Genomic DNA, 24210 nt, shown 5'->3' on the forward strand with positions numbered 1-24210 from the left:
CCTAGCCCGGCCGCTGGCCCACGGCGCGGCCCGCGCCATCGGGACGCGGCAGCGCGGCATGGGCCCCGGCGATCCCGGCCAGGCGGCGGGCGATCCCGGGGCCGGGGGGGGTGCTGCGGCGGGTGGCCAGGCTGACATGCAGCAGCAGATGCTCGCCGGTCGCGGCCAGGGTCTCGCCCGCCAGCATCCGGTGAAACAGGTGCATCTTCGCCCCCCCGGCCTCCAGCAGCGTCGTCTCGACCCGGAACCGCGCGCCCGCGTGCAATTCGGCGAGGTGGCGGATATGCGTCTCGACGGTGAAGAAGCTGGCCCCCGCGGCGATGTAATCGGCATCGCAGCCGATGACCTCCATGAACCGGTCGGTGGCATCGCCGAAGGCATGCAGATAGCGCGCCTCGTTCATGTGGCCGTTGTAATCGGTCCAGTCCAGCGGCACCGCGCGGTCCTGGGTCAGCAGCGGGCGGGCATCGTCACCGGGCGGCGGATGGCGGGCCGCGTCGAACCCGGCCAGATGCGCCCCCGCCTCCGCGCCGGTGCCGCGCAGCGCGCGCAGCAGCGCCACCAGGTCGGTATCGCGCGCGCGCAGCAGATCGGCCACAGGCACCCCGCCCGTGGCCGCATCGGATTGCTCGGCCAGGGTCCGGGCCAGCGCCTCGCTCGCCTCGGGCAGGTCGGCCAGCCGCGTCTCGGCGCCCAGCCGGGCCAGCGCGGGGGCCAGCCCCTCCTCGCCGCCCGCCAGAAGCCGCGCCCCGAACGGCCCCGCCTGCGCCCAGGACAGGCCCGGGCCAAGGCGGATCGCGCGGTCGATCTCGGCGGTGGTGGCGATGCCGTCCTGCACCAGCCACAGCGCCTCGCGCCACAGCGCCCCGGTCAGCCGGCCCGCGATCTGACCCTCGGTCCCGGCCCGCAGCAGCAGGGGCGCCATGCCGATCCCGGCCAGCAGATCGCGGGCGCGCGCCAGCGTTCCGGGCGGCGCGTCGGGGGCGGCGGCCAGTTCGACCAGCGGCAGCAGATAGACCGGATCGGCGGGCCGGGCGACCAGCACCGGGCAGCGCCGCGCCCCCGGCCCCTGCAGGGCGGACGGCGTGAACCCGGCCGAGGACGAGGCCAGGATCACGTCACGGGCGCAATGCTCCTGCACCTTCTGATAGAGCGTGCGCTTGAGCTCCAGCCGCTCGGGCACGCTTTCCTGGATCCAGTCCGCGCCCTGCACCGCCCGCGAGATCCGGTCGGTGATCGCCACCGCGCCCTCGGGCGGCAGCGGGCTGTCATGCAGCCCCGGCAAGGCGCGACGGGCATTCTCCAGCGCGGTCCCGACCCGCTCGGCGGCAACCGGGTCGGGGTCGAAGACCCGCACCTGCCAGCCCATCAGCGCGAACCGCGCCGCCCAGCCCGCGCCGATCACACCCGCCCCGAGAATGGCCGCGACATGGTTCATGCGCGGCGGTCCGCGCTCCGGGGGCCGGCGGCGCGACCACCCCCCATGCGGTTCGTCTGACGCGGCATGATCTTCCCCCCTGTCCGCAAGCATGATGATGGCGCCGCCGCAGGGCGTGGCAAGCCCCGGACGCGGAACGCAGACGCGCAAGGGGACAAGCGTGCCGCGGATGCAACGCCCGTCCCCCGGTCTCGGCGCGGGATCAATAGGGCATCGGATGGACCTTGTGGGCCGCGGCGATATCGGTCAGCGCCGCATCCGACAGCGTCAACTCCGCCGCGCCCAGCGCGGTGTCAAGCTGCGCGGTCGAGGTCGCGCCAAGGATCGGCACTGCCGGAAACGGCCGCTGCGCGATGAAGGCCAGCGCCATCTGCACCGGGTCCAGCCCGTGGGCATGCGCGATGCCCAGATAGGCCGAGACGGCCTCCCAGACCCGGGGAGTGACCCGGCCGTTCAGGTCGGGCTGGCGTGCGCGGCGCGTGCCCTCGGGGGTGACATCGCCCGCATATTTGCCGGTCAGAAGTCCCGCGGCCAGCGGCGAATAGGCCAGCAGCGTCATGTCCTCGTTCACGCCCAGTTCGGCAAGGTCGGTGTCGAACTGGCGGCAGAGCAGCGAATATTCGTTCTGGATCGTCTGCGCCCGCGGCAGGCCATGCGTCTCGGCCAGGCCCAGCCACTGGCAGATGCCCCAGGCGGTTTCGTTCGACAGGCCGAAATGGCGGATCTTGCCCTCCTGCACCAGGTCGGCCAGCGTCTCCAGGCAATTCTGCATGTCGGCCAGCGTCGCATCGCGGTCCTGCCCCGAAGGGTCATAGACCCAGGACTTGCGGAAATGATAGGAGCCGCGATTGGGCCAGTGGAACTGGTAGAGGTCGATATAATCGGTGCGCAGCCGCCTGAGCGAACCTTCGACCGCCTGGCGGATCGTCTCGGGCGAGATCGGCGCGCCCTCACGCACCGCGCGCTGGCCTTCGCCGGTGACCTTGGTGGCAAGGACCAGTTCATGGCGCCGACGCGAGGTTTTCAGCCAGTTGCCGATGATCCGCTCGGTCCGGCCGACGGTCTCCTCGCGGACCGGGGCCACCGGATACATTTCCGCGGTGTCGATGAAATTCACACCCCGGTCGATCGCCAGGTCGATCTGGGCATGGCCCTCTTCCTGGGTGTTCTGGCTGCCCCAGGTCATGCTGCCCAGGCACAGGCAGGATACCCGCAGACCGGTCCGGCCCAGTGCGACTTTCCTCATGGCATTCCCCTGTCCTTTCGTTCGGCGCAGAGTGATCGGCACGCGCCCCCGGTGCAACCCCTGTCGCACGCAAGGGTTGACAAAACCCTTGCCTGCCGAGGTGTTGAGGACGGAAATGCTTGAGAACATAAAGTGAACATTCTATCCTGCGCCCATGAGTCCGAACCCGCCCCTGACCCGCGCGCCCCATCGCGGCCACCCGATGCTGACCGCGCTGGGCGAGATCGCGCTGCCGCTGGTGCGCGCGCATGAACTATGCGGCCCGGCGCGGCACATGCTGGCGCTGGTGCTGGCGGGCGCGGCCAGCGGGCCGGTGATCTGGCTCCGGCCCGCCTGGGCGCCGGGGCGGCCCTATCCCGACAGGCTGGCCGAACGCATGGCGTCGGGGCGGCTGATCCTGATGACGCGGAAACGGGCCGCGGATCTGCTCTGCTCGATGGAAGAGGCGCTGCGCGCGGGCGTGGTGCCGCTGGTGGTGGCCGACCTGCCCGAACCGCCGCCGCTGACCCCGGTGCGCCGCCTGCATCTGGCGGCCGAGGCGGGGGCGGCCATCGGGCGTTGCCTGCCGCTGGGGCTGATCCTGACGCCGGGGCCGGGCGGGGCGGCGGGCGTCGAGACGCGCTGGCACATGGCGCCGTGCCCCTGCCCTGCCCCCGGCCGCAGCGAATGGCGCCTGGAACGCCGTCGCGCCCGCAACGCCCCGCCCGCGGCCTGGCGGTTGTGCGAGACGGGCGGGCGGCTGGTGCTGTCGCGCGCCGCGATGGACTAGGGGGCGGACCCCACGGACGCTGGCCAAGGGGCGGGGCTTGGGCTAAACGGGGCGCCGACGCTCGGCAAGAAGGCAGCCCCCGAATGGCACGCATCCTCATCACCTCGGCGATCCCCTATATCAACGGGATCAAGCATCTGGGCAATCTCGTCGGCAGCCAGTTGCCCGCCGACCTTTACGCCCGCTACATGCGCGCCCGCGGCCATGAGGTGATGTTCCTCTGCGCCACCGACGAGCATGGCACGCCCGCCGAACTGGCCGCCGCCAAAACCGGCGAGCCGGTGGCCGACTACTGCGCGCGGATGCACGGGGTCCAGGCGGACCTGGCGCGCGGCTTCCGGCTGTCCTTCGACCATTTCGGGCGGTCCTCCTCGCCCCAGAACCACCGGCTGACGCAGTATTTCGCCGGCCGCCTGGCCGAGAACGGCTATATCGAGGAAGTCGCCGAGAAACAGGTCTATTCCAACGCCGACAAGCGGTTCCTGCCCGACCGCTATATCGAGGGCACCTGCCCGAATTGCGGCTATGACAAGGCCCGCGGCGACCAGTGCGAGAACTGCACCAAGCAGCTCGACCCGACCGACCTGATCGAGCCGCGCAGCGCGATTTCCGGCTCGACCGACCTGGAGGTGCGCGAGACCAAGCACCTGTATCTGCGGCAATCCCTGATGAAGGAAGAACTGGCCGCCTGGATCGACTCGAAAACCGACTGGCCGATCCTGACCACATCCATTGCCCGGAAATGGCTGAACGATGGCGACGGGTTGCAGGATCGCGGCATCACCCGCGATCTGGACTGGGGCATCCCGGTCAAGCGCGGCGAAGACGACTGGCCGGGGATGGAGGGCAAGGTCTTCTATGTCTGGTTCGACGCGCCCATCGAATATATCGCCGCCGCCGCCGAATGGGCCGAGGCACAGGGGCGGCCCGAGGCCGACTGGCGGCGCTGGTGGCGCACCGACGAGGGTGCGGCAGATGTTCGATATGTGCAATTCATGGGCAAGGACAACGTGCCCTTCCACACCCTGTCCTTCCCGGCCACGATCATGGGCTCGCGCGATCCGTGGAAGCTGGTGGATTACATCAAGTCGTTCAACTACCTGAATTACGACGGCGGGCAGTTCTCGACCAGCCAGGGCCGCGGCGTGTTCATGGATCAGGCGCTGGCGATCCTGCCCTCGGACTACTGGCGCTGGTGGCTTTTGTCCCATGCCCCCGAAAGTTCGGATAGTGAATTCACCTGGGAGAATTTCCAGGCCAGCGTGAACAAGGATCTGGCCGATGTGCTGGGCAATTTCGTCAGCCGCGTGACCAAGTTCTGCCGTGCGAAATTCGGCGAGGTGGTGCCCGAGGGCGGCAGCCCCGGCGACCGCGAGACCGAGCTGACCGACGATCTCTATATCCGGCTGCGCGCCTATCAGGCGCATATGGAGGCGATCGAGATCCGCAAGGCCGCGGGCGAGTTGCGTGCGATCTGGGTGGCGGGCAACGAATATCTGCAAGCGGCCGCGCCCTGGACCGCGATCAAGACCGACCCCGAGACGGCCGCGATGCAGATCCGCTTCTCGCTGAACCTGATCCGGCTTTACGCGGTGCTGTCCGCGCCCTTCATCCCCGATGCCAGCGCGGCCCTGCTGAAGGCGCTGGACAGCGGGGACGACTGGCCCGACGACCTGCCCGCCGCGCTGAACCGGCTGGCGCCGGGCCATGCCTTTGCCACGCCCGACATCCTGTTCCGCAAGATCGCCGACGAGGAACGCGAGGGCTGGCAGGCGCAGTTCGCGGGCGCGCGGCGCTGAGGGCGCCCGCGAACGCCCCCGCCTAGAACGCCTGCGCCGCGGCGACCGCGCGCTGCCAACGGGCATAGCGCGCCGCGCGCGCGTCGGGATCCATCATGGGCGCAAAGCTGCGCTCCAGCGCCCATCCAAGCGCGAATTCCTCCATGCCGGGATAGATCCCCGCCCGCTGCCCGGCCAGCCAGGCCGCGCCCATCGCCGTCGTCTCGACCACGCGCGGCCGATCCACGCGCGCGCCCAGGATGTCGGACAGGAACTGCATCGTCCAGTCCGACGCGCTCATGCCGCCATCGACGCGCAGCGCGGTATCGCCCGGCCCGGCCCAGTCGGCGCGCATCGCCTCCAGCAGGTCGCGGGTCTGGAAGCCCACGCTTTCCAGCGCGGCGCGGGCCAGTTCCTCGGGGCCGGAATTGCGCGTCAGCCCGAAGATCGCGCCGCGACATTCCGCGTTCCAGTAGGGCGCGCCCAGCCCGGTGAAGGCGGGCACCAGGACCACGTCCTGCCCCGGATCGGCGGCTTCCGCCAGCGGCTGGGTTTCGGTCGCGCTGCGGATCATCCTCAGCCCGTCGCGCAGCCATTGCACCACCGCGCCCGCGACGAAGATCGAGCCTTCCAGCGCATAGGTGACCTTGCCCTCCATCTGATAGGCGATGGTGGTCAGCAGCCGGTTCTTCGAGGCGACAGGATCGCCGCCCGTGTTCAGCAGCGCGAAACAGCCCGTGCCATAGGTCGATTTCATCATGCCGGGCGCGAAACAGGCCTGCCCGATGGTCGCCGCCTGCTGGTCGCCCGCGATGCCCAGGATCGGGATCTCCCGCCCGAACAGGTCGGCCCGCGTCACGCCGAACTCGGCCGCGCAATCGCGCACCTCGGGCAAAAGCGCCATGGGCACCTCCAGCATGGCGCACATCTCCTCCGACCAGCGGCCCCGGCGGATATCGTACAGCATCGTGCGCGCGGCATTGGTGGCATCGGTGACATGCACCTTCCCGCCGGTGAGGTTCCACACCAGCCAGCTATCCACCGTGCCGAAGGCCAGTTCGCCCCGCTCGGCCCGCGCCCTTGCCCCCTCGACATGATCGAGGATCCATTTCAGCTTCGTCCCCGAGAAATAGGGATCGAGCAGCAGACCCGTGGTTTCGGTGACGCGCGCCTCCTGCCCGGCCGCGCGCAGATCATGGCAGGCCGGGGCGGTGCGGCGGTCCTGCCAGACGATGGCGCGGTGGATCGGCCGGCCGGTCGCGCGGTCCCAGACCAGCGTCGTCTCGCGCTGGTTGGTGATGCCGATGGCGGCGATGTCGGCGGCCCTTGCGCCCGCCTTCTCGATCGCGGCGCGCGCGGTCGCGGCGGTGGTGGACCACAGATCCGAAGGGTCATGCTCGACCCAGCCGCTGGCGGGATAGTGCTGGGGAAACTCTTCCTGCGCGACCGAGACCACGCCCAGATCGGGACCGAACAGGATCGCCCGGGACGAGGTGGTGCCCTGGTCGATGGCAAGGACATGGGTCATGGCAACGCTCCTGCGGTCGGGGTCCGTCGCCCCAGTCTTGCCCCGGCGCAGGCGCCCTGACCAGCCCCGGCGCGCGCTCAGGCCGCGTCCTGCACGCCCCGGCGCCTGTCGGCCATCCAGCGCTCCAGTTCGGCGACCTCATCGGCGGTCAGCCGCAGCCCCAGCTTGCTGCGCCGCCAGATCACATCCTCGGCGGTGCGGGCATATTCGCGGCGCATCAGCCAGTCGACCTCGCGCGCGGTGAGGGTCGCGCCGAATGCGCGACCCAGATCACCCGGGGCCTGCGCCCCCGCCACCAGCGCCCGGGCCTCGGTGCCATAGGCGCGGACCAGGCGCACGGCATGGGCCTGCGTCAGGAACGGGCAATCGGCCCGAAGCCCCGCCACCAGCGCCGCGACCCCGTCCACCGGGAAATCGCCGCCGGGCAGCGCCACACCGGCGGTCCAGGACCCGGCCATGCCCGGCAGATGCGGCGACAGGCGCGCCAGCGCGGCCTCGGCCAGCCGCCGATAGGTGGTGATCTTGCCGCCGAAGACATGCAGCACCGGCGCGCCTTCGGCCTCCAGCCGCAGCGTGTAGTCCCGGCTCGCCGCGGTCGCACTGGCCGCCCCGTCATCGTGCAGCGGACGCAGGCCGGAAAAGCTCCGGACCACATCGCCGGGCGTGACCGGTCGGCGCAGGTAGCGGTTGACGAAGCCGATCAGGTAATCGCGCTCCGCCTCGGTGCAGACCGGCGGCGTGTCGGGGTCGGGATGGTCGATATCCGTGGTGCCGATCAGGGTGAAATCGGTCTCGTAGGGGATCGCGAAGACAACGCGCCCGTCACGGCCCTGAAACAGGTAGCATCTGTCATGCGCAAACAGCCTGCGCGTGACGATATGGCTGCCCCGCACCAGCCGCACCCGGTCGCCTGTCGTCCGGCCCAGCACGCCCTCGATCACCGCCCCCGCCCAGGGTCCGGCGGCGTTGACCAGCGCGCGGGCGCGGTGGATGCGGCGCGCACCGCTTTCGGTATCTTGCGTTTCGATGCGCCACAGCCCGTCCTCGCGCCGCGCCGAAACGACCCGCGTGCGGGTCAGGATCGTGGCCCCGCGCGCCGCGGCATCGCGCGCATTCAGCACCACCAGCCGTGAATCCTCGACCCAGCAATCGGAATATTCGAACGCCCTGCGGAATTGCGGCTGCAACGCCGCGCCCTCGGCCCCCTGCGCCAGGTCGAGGCTGCGCGTGCCCGGCAGGATGCGCCGCGGCGCGAGGCCGTCATACAGCCCCAGCCCCAGCCGGATCAGCCAGGCCGGACGCCGCCCCTTCGCCCAGGGCATCGCGCGGGCCAGCAACCGGGCCGCGGGCGTCGCCGCCTCGAAACGCATATCCCGATGATAAGGAAGGACGAATCGCATCGGCCAGCTGATATGCGGCATCGCGCGCAAAAGCGTCTCGCGTTCGACCAGCGCCTCGCGCACCAGCCGGAACTCGAAGTAGTCGAGATAGCGCAAGCCCCCGTGGAACAGCTTGGTCGAGGCCGAAGAGGTCGCCGAGGCCAGATCGCCCATCTCGGCCAGACAGACCGAAAGCCCCCGCCCCGCGGCGTCGCGGGCAATGCCGCAGCCATTGACCCCGCCGCCGATCACGAACAGATCGACCGGGCCGCCATCGCCCTGTGCCATCCTGCCATCCTCCGACGCGCCTGCGCCCAGCATGGCGCAAGACAGGCCCAAAGGAAAGATATTTGATTTCGTTTTATTTCGCTTTTGCGTGACCCCTCGCCAGAACGCCGCGTTCCGTCCGACATTGCACCCGCAGCCGCGCCATGCGACCATTCGCGAAAAGGACCGCGCGCATGTCGCACTCCATCCGCCACCCCGAGATCCTGGAAATCGCCCGGCGCGAGGGCAAGGTCAGCGTCGAGACCCTGGCCGCGCATTTCGGCGTCACGCTTCAGACGATCCGCCGCGACCTCGCCGACCTGGCCGGGGCCGGGCGGCTGGAGCGTGTCCATGGCGGCGCGATCCTGCCCTCGGGCACCACGAATATCGGCTATCAGGATCGCCGCGCCCTCAACCAGGACGCCAAGCGTGCCATCGCGCGCGCCTGCGCCGCCCGCCTGCCCGGCGACATCTCGCTGTTTCTCAATATCGGCACCACGACCGAGGCGGTGGCCCAGGAACTCCTGCACCATGCCAACCTGATGGTGGTCACCAACAACATGAACGTGGCCAATATCCTGCTGGCCAATCGCGACTGCCAGATCATCGTCACCGGCGGCACGCTGCGCCGCGCCGATGGCGGGCTGATCGGCGCGCTGGCGACCGAGACGATCCGGCAGTTCAAGTTCGACCTGGCGGTGATCGGCTGCTCGGCGCTGGACGGGGACGGCGACATCCTCGATTTCGACATCCAGGAGGTCGGCGTCAGCCGCGCGATCCTGCGCCAGTCGCGCCGCACCTATCTGGTGGCGGACCAGTCCAAGTTCAAACGCTCGGCGCCTGCACGCATCGGCTCGCTGGCCGAGATCGACGCCTTCTTCACCGACCGCCCGCTGCCGCCCGACCTGGCCGCCCGCTGCGCCGACTGGGGCACCGAGATCGTCATCTGTCCCTGACCCGCCGCTTGTCAGCCTGCGCGCGCTTGCGTAACCCTGAACCCTCCCGTTACCCGGAGCGGTCGTGCTGTCCTATCGCCTCTTGCTGAGCCTTGCCGCGCCGGTCTTCGCGCTGCGCCTGATCCGTGACGGGCGGCTGGCCGCCGAACGTCTGGGCGGCGGCGCAGGCGCTGCGCGGGGCGCGGGGCCGGTGATCTGGCTGCATGGCGCCTCGAACGGCGAACTCGCCTCGGCGCGGGGGCTGGTGGACCGGCTGCTGGACAGGCGGCCCGGGGCGCGGCTGGTGGTCACCTGCAACAGCGCGACCGGGCGCGCGCTGGTGCGGGGCTGGGGGCTGGACCGTGTCGCGGTGCGGCTGGCGCCGCTGGATTACCGCTGGGCGCTGGGCCGGTTCCTGTCGCGCTGGCAGCCCGCCGCGCTGATGCTGATCGAAAGCGAGCTGTGGCCGAACCGGCTGGCGGCGATGGCGGCGCGCGGGCGGCCGGTGCTGGTGGTGGGCGCGCGGATGTCGGCGCGCAGCGCCGCGCGCTGGGGGCGGCTGCCGGGGCTGGTCGGCGCGATGCTGGCGCGGGTGTGCTATCTCTCGGCGCAGGATGCGGGATCGGGCGCGCGTTTCGTGGCGCTGGGCCTCGATCCCGCGCGGCTGGGGCCGGTGGTGGACCTGAAATCGGGCGGCGCGGCCCCTGCCCCGCCCGACCCCGAGGCGCTGGCCCGCCTTGCGCCGCTTTTCCCGCGCGGCGACACGCTGCTGGCCGCCTCGACCCATGAGGGCGAGGAACGCGCGGTGCTGGCGGCCTTTGCCGCGGCCCGCGCCACCCGGCCCGGGCTGCGCCTGATCCTCGCCCCCCGCCATCCCCGCCGCAGCCCCGAGATCGCGGCCGAGATCGCGCGGACCGGCCTGCCCTTCGCCACCCGGTCCAGGGGCGAGGCGCCGGGGCCGGACATGCCGGTCTACCTGGCCGACACGATGGGCGAGATGGGGCTGTGGTATGCGCTGGCGGGGATCGGGTTCATCGGCGGCTCGCTGGTCGACCGCGGCGGCCATACCCCGTGGGAGCCCGCCGCCCAGGGAACCGCCATCCTGCATGGGCCGCATGTCGCGAATTTCGCGCGCGTCTATGCCGCGCTGGACGCCGCAGGCGCGGCGCGCAGGGTCACCGGACCGGACGAACTGGCCCGCGCGCTGGCCGGGCTGGATGGCCCGGCCCAGGCGGCGATGGCAGCCCGCGCAAGCGACATCGCCGCCCGCCTGAGCGCCGATGGCGCGGGGCTGGACCCGCTGCTGGACGCGCTGATCCGGCTGATCGACACCCCGAACGGAGATCCCGACCATGGCTGAGCCGATGTTCACCCTCGACGAATTGCAGGCGGCTGCAGCCTTCGTGCACAGCCGCATGCCGCCCACCCCGCAATATGCCTGGCCCCTGCTGGCCGAGGCCACCGGCGCCGAGACCTGGGTCAAGCACGAGAACCACACCCCCACCGGCGCCTTCAAGATCCGCGGGGCGCATAGCTTCATCGACTGGCTGAAGCGCACGCAGCCCGACTGTCCCGGCATCGTCACCGCGACGCGCGGCAATCACGGGCAGGGCCAGGCGCTGGCCGCGCGGGCCGCCGGGATGGTGGCGAAGATCTATGTCCCCGAGGGCAATTCGGTGGAAAAGAACGCCGCGATGCGCGCCTTCGGGGCCGATCTGATCGTGCATGGCGCCGATTTCGACGCCGCGCGGCAAGAGGCCCAGCGCGTGGCCGAGGCCGAGGGGCTGGCCTTCGTGCCGCCCTTTCACCGCGAACTGGTGCGCGGGGTCGCGACCTACGGGCTGGAACTGTTCACCGCCGTCCCCGACCTGCACACGGTCTATGTGCCGATCGGCTGCGGCTCGGGCATCTGCGGCACGATCGCGGCGCGCGATGCGCTGGGGCTGGACACGCGGATCGTCGGCGTCGTGTCGGAAAACGCCGATTGCGTGCTGCGCTCGATGGCGGCGGGCGATTATGTCGAGACCGAGACCGCCCGCACCTTTGCCGATGGCATCGCGGTGCGCGTGCCGGTGCCCGAGGCGTTCGACATCTTTGCCCGCGGCGCGGAACGAATCGTCTCGGTCTCGGATGCCGAGATGGCCGAGGCGATCCGCCTCTATTTCCGCGCCACGCATAACCTGGCCGAAGGCGCGGGCGCGGCGGCGCTGGCCGCGCTGATGGCCGAACGCGACATCATGGCGGGCAGGCGCGTGGGCGTGATCCTCTGCGGCGGCAATATCGACAGCGACTGGTTCGAAACGGTCCTGTCGGGCGGCGTGCCGCGGGTCTAGCGGCGCTACAGGAAACTCATCGCGTCCGAATTCTCGCAGGTGCCGGGACAGGAGCCGGGGCGGTAGAGCGTCACGCTGCGCTCGTCGTGATATTCGATCTCGGGCTGGAAAAAGCGCCGGTCATGGGGTTCGTAGAACCCGCCAAGCGTCAGTCCCGCCTCGGGAAAACACAATTGTTCCTGACAAAGCGCCACATTGCCCAGTCGTTCCTCCAGGCGGCGGACGATCTCGGACGGGTCGGCGGCGAAGAAATCCTCGCCCTCGAACAGCACCCCCTGGACATGGCGGCTGGAGACGATGCGCACCAGCGCATCCTCGCGGTATTCGCAGATCGGCAGGCCCAGGCCGCGATATTCCATCTGCCGCCCGCCCGCGCCGCGATAGACATGCTGCGGCCGCCCCATCAGCGGCAGCGCCTCGACCTCTGCGCGCGACATGCCCAGCCGCAGGGGTCCCAACCCCTCCCCGGGCGCGATGCTCCAGACCATGGTCTCCCCCCTCCTCCTCGCCTGCTTCAGGGAACATAGGGATCGGGATGCGGTGCGGGAAGGGGGTAATGGGCCAGCTCGGCATGGCAGGCGGCCCCCTGCCCGAGATCCGAGCGGTAAAGCCCGAATCCGGTCACCGCGAAAGGTCCGGCGCGGAAATCCCAGGCGGCGGCGACCGCGCGTTCCAGCCGGTCGCGCCCCGGCGCGGCCGGGTTCAGATAGGCCAGCGTGACATGCGGGACAAAGCGGCGATGCTCGACCCGCACCCCCGCCCCGCGCGCGGCCTGTTCGACCTTGGCCTGCAGATGCCGCAGCCCCGCGCAGTCGGCCACCCCCGCATAGGCGACCCGCGGCCGCGTCCCGCCGAACAGCCCCAGCCCCGTCAGCGTCAGATCGAAGCCCGGCGCATGCAGGGCCGAAAGGGCCAGATGCACCTCGTCCAGCACCGGCTCGGGCAACTCTCCCAGGAAGACCAGCGTCAGGTGCAGGTTCTCCGGCGGGACCGGGCGCTTCACCGGCAGGCGTTCCTGCACCCGCACCAGCGCGGCGCGGATCTCGTCGGGCAGGTCGATGGCGGCGAAGGCGCGGATCATTTCGGACCTCCCTCTGCCCCGGCGCGGCGGATGCGCCAAGGATCGCGGGATTGTCGCGACCATGCAAGCCTGCGGCATCCACACGCCCATCCTGGGCCGCAACCGGCAGGCCGCATGTTCGAAAAGGTCAAGCCCGGCCGCGCCCTATCGGGCCAGCAGCGCCTCGATCTGGCGCGTCACGGTGCCGGACGTGGGCTTGGTCATCGAACCCCAGGTCGCCACCACCTCGCCCGCCGGGCCGATCAGCACCTTGTTGAAATTCCAGCGCGGGGCAAAGCCGTGCTCGGTCGCCAGCCAGCGGTAGAACGGATGCGCGTTGCTGCCCCTGACATGGGTGATCTCGGTCATCGGCAGGGTCAGGCCGAAATTGACGTCGCAGAATTCCTTGACCTTCGCCTCGGAGGCCAGTTCCTGGTTGAAATCGTTCGACGGCACCGCCAGCACCACCAGCCCGCGCGGGCCATAGCGTTCATGCAGCCGCTGCAACCCGTCATATTGCGGCGTGAACCCGCATTGCGAGGCGGTGTTGACCACCAGCACCGGGCGGCCGCGATAGGCGTCCAGCGCAATTTCGCCGCCGTCGATCGAGGCAAAGGAAAACCCCTGCGCCGCCTCGGCAGAGGGGGCGGCGGCAGCGGTCAGACCAAGCGAGAAAAGCAGGGCAAGCGGGCGCATCGGACAGGTCCATGGCTGCGAAAAGGCATGGCGGGGAGGTATCGCGCCGCGCCGCCCGGTCAAGCCTGCCCCGATTGCATTCCCCGGCCCAGTGGTTATCTCTTGGCAAGGATCCGCAGGGATGATCGACGGATGATCCGCTATTCGCTCGACTGCGCCGAGGGACACCGCTTCGAAAGCTGGTTCCAGTCGGCCGATGCCTTCGACAAGCTGCATGCCGCAGGACTGGTCGCCTGCGCGATCTGCGGCGGCAGCGATGTCGCCAAGGGGCTGATGGCGCCCGCCGTCGCCCCGGACCGCGCCCCGCCCGCGCGCCCCCTGTCGCAACCGGCCAGCCCCGCCGAACAGGCGCTGGCCGAGCTGCGCCGCCGGATCGAGGCGGAATCCGAGGATGTGGGGCTGCGCTTCGTGAAGGAGGCGCGCGACATGCATGATGGCCTGACGCCCCGGCGCGCGATCCGGGGCGAGGCGCGGCTGGACGAGGCAAAGAAGCTGATCGAGGAGGGCGTGCCCATCGCGCCCCTGCCCTTCGTGCCGGGCCGCAAGGCCAATTGAGGGAGCGCCGATGACCCCGCTGATCACCGGCGCCAATCGCGGCATCGGGCTCAGGCTCTTGCAGGACTACGCCGCCGGGGGGCTGGCCCCGATCGGCACGACCCGGTCCGACACGCCCGCCGTCCCGGGCGCCCGGTGGGAGGCGCTGGACGTCACCGACGCGGCGCAGCACAGGGCGCTGGCCGACCGCCTGAACGGCCAGCCGATCAGCCTGCTGGTCTGCAATGCCGGGCAATATCTCGACAGGCACGAGAGGCTGGAGACCGGCTTTCCGCCCGCGATATGGGCGCAGATGTTCGCCGCCAACGTGACCGGCGTGTTCCTGACGGTCCAGACGCTGCTGCCCAATCTCCGGCGTGCCGCGCGGCCGCGGATCGCGATCCTGTCCTCGGCGATGGGCTCAAGCGCGCGGGCGCCGGGCGGGTCCTATATCTACCGCGCGTCCAAGGCCGCGGCGCTGAATCTCGGCCTCAACCTCGCCACCGATCTGCGGCCGATGGGCATCGCGGTCGGCATCTACCACCCGGGCTGGGTCAGGACCGACATGGGCGGGGCCGCCGCCGAGATCGACGTGGCCGAGGCCAGCGCCGGGCTGCGCGCGCGGTTCGAGGCGCTGAGCCTGGCCACCACGGGCTGTTTCGAGACCTGGGACGGCCGCCCGCATCCCTATTGATCTTGCCCTTGGCCGGACCTTGCCCTAGAGCGTCGCGGAATAATTCGGGCGAAGGGCGCCAGATGCCGCTTTTGGTGATGAAATTCGGGGGCACCTCGGTGGGCGATCTGGCCCGCATCCGGAACGCTGCCGAAAAGGTCAAGCGCGAGGTCGAGCGCGGGTTCGACGTGATCGTCGTGGTCTCGGCGATGTCGGGCAAGACCAATGAACTGGTCGGCTGGGTCGAACAGACCTCGCCGCTGTTCGATGCGCGCGAATATGATGCCGTGGTCAGTTCCGGCGAGAACGTGACCGCCGGGCTGATGGCGCTGATGCTTCAGGAAATGGACGTGCCCGCCCGCAGCTGGCAGGGCTGGCAGGTGCCGCTGAAGACGACGTCGGCCCATTCCGCCGCCCGGATCGAGGACATCCCGCGCGCCAATATCGACCAGAAATTCGCCGAAGGCATGAAGGTCGCGGTGGTCGCGGGCTTTCAGGGCATCAGCCCCGAGGGCCGGATCACCACGCTGGGCCGGGGCGGGTCCGACACGACCGCCGTGGCCTTTGCCGCCGCCTTCGACGCGGTGCGCTGCGACATCTATACCGATGTCGACGGGGTCTATACCACCGATCCAAGGATCGAGGGCAAGGCGCGCAAGCTTGACCGCATCGCCTTCGAGGAGATGCTGGAACTGGCCAGCCTCGGCGCCAAGGTGCTTCAGACGCGCTCGGTCGAACTGGCGATGCGCTACAAGGTGAAACTGAGGGTCTTGTCGAGCTTCGAGGAGACCGACGAGAATTCCGGCACGCTCGTCTGCGACGAGGAGGATATTGTGGAACAGAACGTGGTTTCCGGCGTCGCCTATTCCCGCGACGAGGCCAAGATGACGCTGATCTCGGTCGCCGACCGCCCCGGCATCGCGGCCGCGATCTTCGGCCCGCTGGCCAAGGCCGGTGTCAACGTGGACATGATCGTGCAGAACATCTCGGAAGAGGGGCGCACCGACATGACCTTTTCCTGCCCGGTCAACCAGGTGCCCCGCGCCGAGGACGCGATGGAAAAGGCCCGCGCCTCCGGCGAGATCAATTTCCACGGGCTGGTCGCCGATACCGACGTGGCCAAGGTCTCGGTCGTGGGGATCGGCATGCGCAGCCATGCCGGCGTTGCCGCGCGCATGTTCGAGTCGCTCGCCGCCGAGGGGATCAACATCAAGGTCATTGCAACCTCCGAGATCAAGATTTCCGTTCTGATCGACCGGAAATATATGGAACTTGCCGTGCAAGCCCTCCATGATGCGTTCGGACTGGACAAAGCAGCCTGACGCGGGGGCAGATGCCCGGACAGACCGACAGCGCAAGTCGCAGGCTGCTCGGCCGCCTGCGCGGTGCCCTGGCCGAACCCGGCGCGGGGCAGGAACGGCTTGACCGCATCACCACGATCATCGCCGAGCAGATGGGCACCGATGTCTGCTCGATCTACCTGTTCCGCGATGCCGACACGCTGGAGCTGTGCGCCACCGAGGGGCTGAAAGCCGAGGCGGTGCACCAGACCCGCCTGCGCGTGGGCGAGGGGCTGGTGGGCCGTGTCGCCAAGACCGCGCAGCCGATCAATACCGGCAACGCGCCCCAGGAACGCGGCTTTCGCTACATGCCCGAAACCGGCGAGGAGGTGCTGTCCTCCTTCCTGGGCGTGCCGATCCAGCGGCTGGGCGAACGGCTGGGGGTGCTGGTCGTGCAGTCCCGCGAGGGGCGGCAATATTCCGAGGACGAGGTCTATGCCCTCGAAGTCGTGGCCATGGTGCTGGCCGAGATGACCGAACTGGGCGCCTTCATCGGCGAGGGCGAGGCGCTGGCCGCGCTGCACCAGCGCCCGGTCATGTTCCAGGGCACCGTCGGGCAGGAGGGCGTCGCGGTCGGCCATGTCTGGCTGCACGAGCCGCGCGTCGTCGTCACCAACCCCATCGCCGACGACCCCGAAAAGGAACTGACCCGCCTGCGCGAGGCGGTGGACCGGCTGCGCGTGACCGTGGACGAGATGCTGAGTTCCGCGCCCCTGGGCGACAAGGACCAGTTGCAGGTGCTCGAAGCCTACCGGATGTTCGCCAATTCCCGCGGCTGGAAACGCCGGATGGAAGAGGACATCGCCCGCGGCCTGTCGGCCGAGGCGGCGGTGGAAAAGGAACAATCCGCCGCCCGCGCGCGCATGCAGACCGTGCCCGACGCCTATCTGCGCGAAAGGCTGCACGATCTGGACGACCTGTCCAACCGCCTGCTGCGCATCCTGACCGGCCAGGGCGAGCGCACCGGCGCCGAGCGCCCGGCCGATCCGATCCTGATCGCGCGCAATATCGGGCCGGGCGAGTTGCTGGAATATGGCCGCGCGCTCAAGGGCATCGTGCTCGAAGAGGGCTCGGTCGGCAGCCATGCCGCCATCGTGGCCCGCGCCTTCGCGATCCCGCTGGTCATCAATGCCGCCCGCATCACCACCGAGGCGCTGAACGGCGATCCGATCCTGCTGGACGGCGAGCAGGGCGTCGTCCATCTGCGCCCCGAGGAAACCGTCGCCGCCGCCTTCCGCGACAAGATGGCGATGCAGGCCAAGGCGCAGAAACGCTATGCCGCGATCCGCCGCGAACCCGCGGTCTCGCTTTGCGGCCAGCGCATCGCGCTGACCATGAATGCGGGGCTGATGGCCGAACTGCCCTCGCTGGACAGTTCCGGCGCCGAGGGGGTCGGGCTGTTTCGCACCGAATTGCAGTTCCTCGTCCGCTCCAAGGTGCCGCGGCGCAGCGAACTGGCGGCACTCTATGCCCGCGTGATGGACGCCGCCAGGGGCAAGCGCGTGGCCTTCCGCACGCTCGATATCGGCTCGGACAAGGTGCTGTCCTACATGAAGCCGCAGGAGGAGCCCAACCCGGCGCTGGGCTGGCGGGCGATCCGGGTGGGGCTGGACCGTCCCGGCATGATGCGGATGCAGTTGCAGGCGCTGATCCGGGCCGCGAACGGGCGGCCGCTGACGGTGATGTTCCCCTTCATCGCCCAGCTCGACGAGTTCCGCGCCGCGCGCGACCACCTGCTGCGCGAGCTGGACCGCGAGGAACGGCTGGGCCGCGTCCTGCCCGAGAAGGTCGAGATCGGCGCGATGCTGGAAACCCCCTCGATGGCCTTTGCCCCGCGCCAGTTTTTCGAGGAGGCCGATTTCATCTCGATCGGCGGCAATGACCTGAAACAGTTCTTCTTCGCCGCCGACCGCGAGAACGAGCGCGTCCGGCGCCGCTATGACACGCTGAATGTCAGCTTCCTGACCTTCCTGGAACTGATCGTCCGGCGCTGCGAGGAAACCGGCACGCCGCTGTCCTTCTGCGGCGAGGATGCCGGCCGCCCGGTCGAGGCGCTGTGCTTCGCCGCGATCGGCTTTCGCGCGCTGTCGATGCGGCCCGCCTCGATCGGGCCGGTCAAGCACCTGCTGCGCAAGAGCGACCTGTCCGAGGCCCGCGCCGTGATCGACGCCGCGCGCGCCACCGGCGCGCAATCGGTCCGCCCCGCGGTGATGGACTGGCTGCGCCGCCGCGGCGAATAGGCCCTATTCCGCGGGCGTCGCGATCAGCCCCGACAGGATCGTCTCGTTCCCCTTCTCGGGATGGCGCGGGATCAGCAGCGCCAGGCCCAGCGAGACCGCCGCCATGCAGGCCGCCAGCACGAACACGCCATCGGGCGAGGTGATCCACAGATAGCCCAGCGCCGCGGGCAGGAAGACCGCCGCGATATGGTTGATGGTAAAGGCCACCGCCGCCGTGGGCGCAATGTCGCCCGGATCCGCGATCTTCTGGAAATAGGTCTTCAGCGCAAAGGCCAGCGCAAAGAACAGGTGATCCAGAACGTAAAGCGCCGCCGCCAGCATCACCCCCCAGCCGAACCAGTAGATCCCGCCATAGGCCAGGAACACCCCCGTCAGCCCGACATATTCGAAGGCCAGCGCACGCCGTTCCCCCCATTTCGCCACCGCCCGCCCCATCAGCGGCGCGGCGGCCATGTTGGCCAGGAAATTGATGAGGAACAGCGCCGTCAGCTCATGCACCTCGAAGCCGAATTTCTCGACCATCATGAAGGCCGCGAAGACGACAAAGATCTGCCGCCGCGCCCCCGACATGAATTGCAGCGCATAGTAAAGCCAGTAACGCCGCCGCAGCACCAGCCGTTTCACCTGCGGGTTCGGCGCCTCGAATTGCGGATAGGCCAGCAGGCAGAACAGCGCCACGGCGGCGGTAAATCCCCCCGCCGTCAGGTAGACGAAATTGTAGGACAGATCGAACGCCTTCCACGTCACCACCAGCAACCCGTAGGCCAGCAGCGACGCCGCCGACCCCGCCGCCACCAGCCAGCCCAGCACCTGCGGCGCGCGCTCCTTGGCGATCCATTGCAATTGCAGCGACTGGTTGACCGTCTCGAAATAGTGAAACCCGATCGAACTGATCAGCGTCACCGCCAGCAGCCCGCCCAGCGAGGGGAACCAGGCGGTGACCGCCGTCGCCACCCCCAGCATCACCAGCGACACGATCCCCAGCACCTGCTCGCGGATGAACAGGATCAGCGCGATCACACCCACCGCCAGGAAACCCGGGATCTCGCGCACCGTATGCAGCCAGCCGATCTCGACCCCGGTGAATCCCGCCGCCTCGATGACGAAATTGTTCAGCAAGGCCGACCAGGTCGCGAACGCCACCGGCATCGCAAAGGCCATCACGAACAGCAGGCTGACCGGCCGCCGCCACAGCGGCAGCGCGGCGGCCTCGGCCAGGGGCATCGGGGAGGGTCGGACTGCAGGCATCATCGCCCTGCCATAGCCCCCCGCCCCGGCCTTGGCGAGGGGGGAATCGCCCCCCGCCCCCCGCCACAGGGCTGATCCAGATCAAGGCAGCCCCCCCCGTTCCCGGGCAGACCCGGTCGAGGGAGCACGGGAGACACACGCCATGGACATTCTGGCGGTCGTGGAGCGTTTCGACGAGGCGCCGACAGCGGCGCTGTTCGGCCTGATGACGGGCATGATCTTCGGCATCGCGGCGCAGCGCTCGGGCTTCTGCCTGCGCGCGGCGACGGTGGAATTCGCCCGCGGCGCGCTGGGCCCGCGCATGGCGGTCTGGCTTCTGTGCTTCTCGACCGCGCTGGTCTGGGTGCAGGGCGCGGACCTGATCGGGTTGATGCGCGCGGACGAGGCGCGGATCATGGCGGTCACCGGGTCCTGGTCGGGCGCGATCATCGGCGGGCTGATGATGGGCGCGGGCATGGTGCTGGCGCGCGGCTGTCCGGGGCGGCTGCTGGTGCTGGCGGCGACCGGCAACCTGCGCTCGATCGTGTCGGGCCTGATCTTCGCCGTGCTCGCGCAGATGAGCCTGCATGGCTGGCTCTCGCCGCTGCGCGAATGGCTCGCCGCGCTCTGGGTGACACCCGGCGGGCGCAACATCAACCTGATCGAGGCGTTTCGCCTGCCCCAGGCCACCGGCCTGATGCTGGGCGCGGGCTTCGCGGTGCTGGCGCTGTGGCTGGCCAGGCGCAACCGCATCTCGTTCCGCACGCTGTTCTTCGGGGCGGGGGTGGGCTTTGCCGTGGCGGTGGGCTGGGTGCTGACCTTCGGACTGGCACAGATCAGCTTCGACCCGGTGCAGGTGCAAAGCCTGACCTTCACCGGCCCCTCCGCCAACACGCTGATGTTCTTCCTCGAACGCCCCGCGCTTCTGTCCTTCGATATCGGGCTGGTGCCCGGCGTCTTCCTCGGCTCGTTCCTCGCCGCCTGGATCGGGCGCGACCTGCAATTGCAGGGCTTCGAAAGCGAGGTGAACATGCGCAAGGCCATGATCGGAGCCGCCCTCATGGGCTTCGGCGGCATGCTGGCCGGCGGCTGCTCCATCGGCGCAGGCGTCACCGGAGCCTCGATCTTCGTCGCCACCATGTGGGTCGCGCTGGTCGCGATGTGGGTCGGCGGCGTGGCCACCGACTACCTCGTGGACCAGTCGCGCGGCACGGCGAAGGCGGCGTAGGGGGGCCACGGCGCCATCAGAAGCAGCGCGCGGCGGTAAGGCGGACATGAGGGGCAGCGGGAATAGCCGCACCGCACAGGCCAACATTCCTGACCCGTGCGGATTCGATGCAAGCAGGGCTCGCATCCTTCCACGCTTTGGAATCTCACGCGGCCGTGATACCTTGCGGCGGTGGGTGGTTCAATTTGGTCCAGAGTTTCTCAACAGCACAATATTTGGGGGTATCAATGAAAGTTCTCTCTGCACTCGGTTCGTTGGCGATCGCCATGGTGGCTATGCCAGCCTTGGCTGCCACCGTGAACCCGACCTTTTCGCTGGTGACCGTGGACACGACGAACGCGCAATCTTCTTCTGTTTACAAGGCGGACCTGACCGGTTTTCCGGAACTGACGCAGATCGGATCGATCACCGTCACCGACAGCAACAGCGGCACCGGCGGGTCGGCGGGCGCATATTCCGGCTTCGACATCGACGCGCTCTTCATCGACCTTGATGGCGACTACACCACCGTCGCCGACCAGATCTATGCGTCGTCCTTCATCTTCAACGCCGGGACGGTGCGCGCGGGGTCTGCCCCGGCGTCGAACACCTCGGGCGCGCTCAACGGCTCGAACGCGGATGGTACTGTCAACGAGGCCTTCGCCACCCTCAACGCCGTCGACGCGATCTTCTTCGGCGCCGGGTCGATCTCGCTCGGCGATGGCGGGTCGCTCACGGCCAACTTCACCCCGGTGGTTCCGGTTGGCGCGAGCCTGTTCCTGATCGCCTCCGAGGTTGGCACTGAACCGGGGGAGGCGATTGCAGCAGCGATCACTGTTCGGGATACTCCGGTCAATCCCGTCCCGGTCCCCGCGACATTGCCCCTCATGCTGGGCGCGCTGGGCGTTGCAGGCCTGGTCGCGCGCCGTCGCAAGGCGGCCTGAAAATACATGACATGCGAAAGAGCGGGCGGCCCTTCGCGGTCGCCCGTTTCCGTTTTCTTGCAACAAGCGTAGGGTGGGTGCCAACCCACCACCCGGCCACCCCCCCTCATTGCCCTTGCCCCCCGGACCGGCTATGTCACCGGGCAACCCAGACACCCAACCCGAAGGACGGTTCGCGATGGCTTCCTACCAGTATGTCTACCACATGGACGGCGTCTCCAAGACCTATCCGGGCGGCAAGAAGTGCTTTGAGAACATCCGCTTGAACTTCCTGCCCGGCGTCAAGATCGGGGTTGTCGGCGTCAACGGCGCGGGGAAATCCACGCTGCTGCGCATCATGGCCGGCTGGGACAAGGATTTCACCGGCGAGGCCTGGGCGGCCAAGGGCGCCCGCGTCGGCTATCTGCCGCAGGAGCCCGAGCTTGACCCCGCGCTGAATGTCCGCGGCAACGTGATGGAGGGCGTGGCCCAGAAGAAGGCCAAGCTCGACCGCTTCAACGAGATCGCCATGCAGGTGGCCGAAGACTATTCCGACGCGCTGATGGAGGAAATGACCGCCCTTCAGGACCAGATCGACGCGGAGAACCTGTGGGATCTCGACAGCCAGATCGACATCGCGATGGAGGCCCTGCGCTGCCCGCCCGACGAGGCCGACGTCACCACGCTGTCGGGCGGGGAACGCCGCCGCGTGGCACTCTGCAAGCTGCTGCTCGAAGCCCCCGACATGCTGCTGCTGGACGAGCCCACCAACCACCTCGACGCCGAAACCGTCGCCTGGTTGCAGAACCACCTGATCGAGTACAAGGGCACGATCCTGATCGTCACCCATGACCGCTATTTCCTGGACGACATCACCGGCTGGATCCTCGAACTCGACCGCGGCCGCGGCATCCCCTACGAGGGCAATTACTCCGCCTGGCTGGAACAGAAGGCCAAGCGCCTGTCGCAGGAGGCGCGCGAGGACAAGGCCAGGCAGAAGACGCTGGAACGCGAGCTTGACTGGATCCGCGCAGGCCAGAAGGCCCGCCAGGCCAAGTCCAAGGCCCGCATCCAGGCCTATGAGGATCTCGCCAGCCAGTCCGAGCGCGAGAAACTCTCCCGCGCCCAGATCATCATCCCCAACGGCCCGCGCCTCGGCGGCAAGGTGATCGAGGTCGAGGGCCTGCGCAAGGGCTATGGCGACCGCCTGCTGATCGAGGATCTCTCCTTCGCGCTGCCCCCCGGCGGCATCGTCGGCGTGATCGGCCCCAACGGCGCGGGCAAGTCCACGCTGTTCCGCATGCTCACCGGCCAGGAACAGCCCGACGCGGGCTCCATCACCTTCGGCGACACCGTGAAACTCAGCTATGTCGACCAGTCCCGCGACGCGCTGGATGCGAACAAGACAGTGTGGGAGGAGATCTCGGACGGGCTGGATATCGTGGTGCTGGGCGATGCCGAGGTGAACTCCCGCGCCTATTGCTCCTCCTTCAACTTCAAGGGCGGCGACCAGCAGAAGAAGGTGGGGCTGCTCTCGGGCGGCGAGCGCAACCGCGTCCACATGGCGAAACTCCTGAAATCCGGCGGCAACGTGCTGCTGCTGGACGAGCCCACCAACGATCTGGACGTCGAGACGCTTCAGGCCCTCGAAGCCGCACTTGAGGATTTCGCCGGCTGCGCCGTCATCATCAGCCACGACCGCTTCTTCCTCGACCGGCTCTGCACCCATATCCTCGCCTTCGAGGGCGAGGCCCATGTCGAATGGTTCGAGGGCAATTTCCAGGCCTACGAGGAAGACAAGATCCGCCGCCTCGGCCCGGATTCGGTCGAGCCGAAGCGGGTGAAGTACAAGAAATTCGCGCGGTGACGGGGCGAAACGGTGTTGAAACCATACCGTTTCAACCCCATAATCACCCATGATCTTCGAATACGATCCCGCGAAAAGCGCGGCCAACCTTGCCAAGCACGGGATCGACTTCGAAGCGGCCCAGGCGCTCTGGCTGGACGATGCGCTGATCGCGGCACCGGCGCGAACCGAGGATGAACCGCGCTGGCTCGCCGTCGGTCGCATCGGCGGCCGACACTGGACGGCGGTCTACACGCTGCGAAACGGGACGGTCCGGATCATCTCGGTCCGCCGCGCGAGAGGAGACGAGATCGATGCCTATCAAGGCCGCTGAGTTCGACCGCCTTTTCGACGAGGGCGGCGACATCTCCGAACATGTCGACTGGGGCAAGGCTGTCCGCCCCAATCGCGAACCCCGCCGCGTCAACGTCGATTTCCCCGCCTGGATGGTCGACGGCCTCGACGCCCGCGCCGCCCATCTGGGCATCACCCGGCAGGCGCTGATCAAGATGTGGATCGCGGAAAAGCTGGAATGAGGGCGAGGCCCATGTCGAATGGTTCGAGGGCAACTTCCAGGCCTACGAGGAAGACAAGATCCGGCGTCTGGGGCCGGATTCGGTCGAGCCGAAGCGGGTGAAGTACAAGAAGTTTGCGAGGTTATCGCTACGGGGGCCCCCTCCCCTCCACCTTGTATTGCGCACGCTTTGGGGGGCGGGCGGGCGGGATATAAGGCTTGAACCCTCTACATGCGGGATGTTAAGTCTAGTGGCCGAATAATAGAACTAGCGTCT

The 24210-nt window shown here is 69.0% G+C and carries 22 protein-coding genes; 14 read left to right on the top strand and 8 right to left on the bottom strand.

Annotated features, from left to right (window positions below; translation table 11 throughout):
- Position 1: 1 nt before the first annotated feature.
- Both EV216_RS00645 and EV216_RS00650 read right to left on the bottom strand, forming a co-directional pair.
- Positions 2–1438, bottom strand: coding sequence for a 3-hydroxyacyl-CoA dehydrogenase NAD-binding domain-containing protein (locus EV216_RS00645; RefSeq protein WP_132693128.1), 1437 nt, complete (start codon positions 1436–1438; stop codon positions 2–4).
- A gap of 202 nt (positions 1439–1640) precedes the next feature.
- The gene (locus EV216_RS00650; RefSeq protein WP_132693129.1) at positions 1641–2684 is read right to left on the bottom strand and encodes an aldo/keto reductase; all 1044 of its coding nucleotides are present in this window, start codon (positions 2682–2684) and stop codon (positions 1641–1643) included.
- A 154-nt stretch (positions 2685–2838) separates the two neighbouring features.
- Between EV216_RS00650 and EV216_RS00655 the strand changes: the two genes are divergently transcribed.
- Both EV216_RS00655 and metG read left to right on the top strand, forming a co-directional pair.
- Complete coding sequence (locus tag EV216_RS00655; RefSeq protein ID WP_165899099.1) at positions 2839–3453, top strand: ImuA family protein; 615 nt, start codon at positions 2839–2841, stop codon at positions 3451–3453.
- 83 nt (positions 3454–3536) lie between these two features.
- Positions 3537–5252, top strand: a complete 1716-nt coding sequence (gene metG, locus EV216_RS00660) for a methionine--tRNA ligase (RefSeq protein ID WP_132693130.1) — start codon at positions 3537–3539, stop codon at positions 5250–5252.
- Positions 5253–5274: 22 nt separating this feature from the next.
- Here metG and glpK read toward each other — a convergent pair whose 3' ends face one another.
- A complete protein-coding gene (gene glpK / locus EV216_RS00665) occupies positions 5275–6759 on the bottom strand; it encodes a glycerol kinase GlpK (protein ID WP_132693131.1) in 1485 nt (494 codons plus the stop codon).
- Between the two features lie 77 nt (positions 6760–6836).
- Positions 6837–8426 (bottom strand): glycerol-3-phosphate dehydrogenase, encoded by a 1590-nt coding sequence (gene glpD / locus EV216_RS00670; protein ID WP_132693132.1) that lies wholly within the window; start codon positions 8424–8426, stop codon positions 6837–6839.
- Positions 8427–8599: 173 nt separating this feature from the next.
- Here glpD and EV216_RS00675 point away from each other — a divergent pair, with 173 nt between their 5' ends.
- The 3 genes from EV216_RS00675 to EV216_RS00685 all read left to right on the top strand — a co-directional run bounded on the left by EV216_RS00675 (position 8600) and on the right by EV216_RS00685 (position 11673).
- Positions 8600–9361, top strand: coding sequence for a DeoR/GlpR family DNA-binding transcription regulator (locus EV216_RS00675; protein WP_132693133.1), 762 nt, complete (start codon positions 8600–8602; stop codon positions 9359–9361).
- Between the two features lie 64 nt (positions 9362–9425).
- On the top strand, positions 9426–10700 hold the full coding sequence (locus tag EV216_RS00680; RefSeq protein ID WP_132693134.1) for a 3-deoxy-D-manno-octulosonic acid transferase: 1275 nt from the start codon (positions 9426–9428) through the stop codon (positions 10698–10700).
- Positions 10693–11673, top strand: a complete 981-nt coding sequence (locus tag EV216_RS00685) for a threonine dehydratase (protein ID WP_132693135.1) — start codon at positions 10693–10695, stop codon at positions 11671–11673. The genes EV216_RS00680 and EV216_RS00685 overlap by 8 nt, the downstream gene beginning before the upstream one ends.
- A 5-nt stretch (positions 11674–11678) precedes the next feature.
- Here EV216_RS00685 and EV216_RS00690 read toward each other — a convergent pair whose 3' ends face one another.
- The 3 genes from EV216_RS00690 to EV216_RS00700 all read right to left on the bottom strand — a co-directional run bounded on the left by EV216_RS00690 (position 11679) and on the right by EV216_RS00700 (position 13429).
- The gene (locus tag EV216_RS00690; RefSeq protein ID WP_132693136.1) at positions 11679–12161 is read right to left on the bottom strand and encodes a hypothetical protein; all 483 of its coding nucleotides are present in this window, start codon (positions 12159–12161) and stop codon (positions 11679–11681) included.
- Positions 12162–12187: 26 nt separating this feature from the next.
- The gene (thpR, locus tag EV216_RS00695; protein ID WP_132693137.1) at positions 12188–12754 is read right to left on the bottom strand and encodes an RNA 2',3'-cyclic phosphodiesterase; all 567 of its coding nucleotides are present in this window, start codon (positions 12752–12754) and stop codon (positions 12188–12190) included.
- A gap of 144 nt (positions 12755–12898) precedes the next feature.
- Positions 12899–13429: a glutathione peroxidase gene (locus EV216_RS00700; protein ID WP_132693138.1), complete on the bottom strand. Its 531-nt coding sequence runs from the start codon at positions 13427–13429 to the stop codon at positions 12899–12901.
- Between the two features lie 132 nt (positions 13430–13561).
- On the opposite strand from EV216_RS00700, the gene EV216_RS00705 reads away from it, so the two are divergent.
- The 4 genes from EV216_RS00705 (at position 13562) to ptsP (ending at position 18216) form a co-directional block, all read left to right on the top strand.
- On the top strand, positions 13562–13984 hold the full coding sequence (locus EV216_RS00705) for a DUF1178 family protein (RefSeq protein ID WP_132693139.1): 423 nt from the start codon (positions 13562–13564) through the stop codon (positions 13982–13984).
- A gap of 10 nt (positions 13985–13994) precedes the next feature.
- Positions 13995–14657, top strand: coding sequence for an SDR family NAD(P)-dependent oxidoreductase (locus EV216_RS00710; RefSeq protein ID WP_132693140.1), 663 nt, complete (start codon positions 13995–13997; stop codon positions 14655–14657).
- A 62-nt stretch (positions 14658–14719) separates the two neighbouring features.
- A complete protein-coding gene (locus EV216_RS00715; protein WP_132693141.1) occupies positions 14720–15958 on the top strand; it encodes an aspartate kinase in 1239 nt (412 codons plus the stop codon).
- Positions 15959–15969: 11 nt separating this feature from the next.
- Positions 15970–18216: a phosphoenolpyruvate--protein phosphotransferase gene (gene ptsP, locus EV216_RS00720; protein WP_132693142.1), complete on the top strand. Its 2247-nt coding sequence runs from the start codon at positions 15970–15972 to the stop codon at positions 18214–18216.
- 3 nt (positions 18217–18219) lie between these two features.
- On the opposite strand, the gene EV216_RS00725 is transcribed toward ptsP, so the two are convergent.
- The gene (locus EV216_RS00725; RefSeq protein ID WP_243641921.1) at positions 18220–19467 is read right to left on the bottom strand and encodes an MFS transporter; all 1248 of its coding nucleotides are present in this window, start codon (positions 19465–19467) and stop codon (positions 18220–18222) included.
- Positions 19468–19606: 139 nt separating this feature from the next.
- Between EV216_RS00725 and EV216_RS00730 the strand changes: the two genes are divergently transcribed.
- From EV216_RS00730 to brnA, 5 genes are all read left to right on the top strand, one after another.
- On the top strand, positions 19607–20671 hold the full coding sequence (locus EV216_RS00730) for a YeeE/YedE family protein (RefSeq protein WP_132693144.1): 1065 nt from the start codon (positions 19607–19609) through the stop codon (positions 20669–20671).
- A gap of 227 nt (positions 20672–20898) precedes the next feature.
- Positions 20899–21594 carry a VPLPA-CTERM sorting domain-containing protein gene (locus tag EV216_RS00735; protein ID WP_165899100.1) on the top strand — a complete coding sequence of 232 codons (696 nt, stop codon included), beginning with the start codon at positions 20899–20901 and terminating at the stop codon, positions 21592–21594.
- 178 nt (positions 21595–21772) lie between these two features.
- Positions 21773–23440 carry an energy-dependent translational throttle protein EttA gene (gene ettA, locus EV216_RS00740; protein WP_132693146.1) on the top strand — a complete coding sequence of 556 codons (1668 nt, stop codon included), beginning with the start codon at positions 21773–21775 and terminating at the stop codon, positions 23438–23440.
- Positions 23441–23489: 49 nt separating this feature from the next.
- Positions 23490–23753, top strand: a complete 264-nt coding sequence (locus EV216_RS00745; protein WP_132693147.1) for a BrnT family toxin — start codon at positions 23490–23492, stop codon at positions 23751–23753.
- Positions 23734–23955 (top strand): type II toxin-antitoxin system BrnA family antitoxin, encoded by a 222-nt coding sequence (gene brnA / locus EV216_RS00750; protein WP_153747448.1) that lies wholly within the window; start codon positions 23734–23736, stop codon positions 23953–23955. Before EV216_RS00745 ends, brnA begins: the two co-directional genes overlap by 20 nt.
- The last annotated feature ends 255 nt before the right edge of the window (positions 23956–24210 follow it).

This window comes from Rhodovulum steppense, from assembly GCF_004339675.1.
In the GTDB taxonomy this organism is placed as follows: domain Bacteria; phylum Pseudomonadota; class Alphaproteobacteria; order Rhodobacterales; family Rhodobacteraceae; genus Rhodovulum; species Rhodovulum steppense.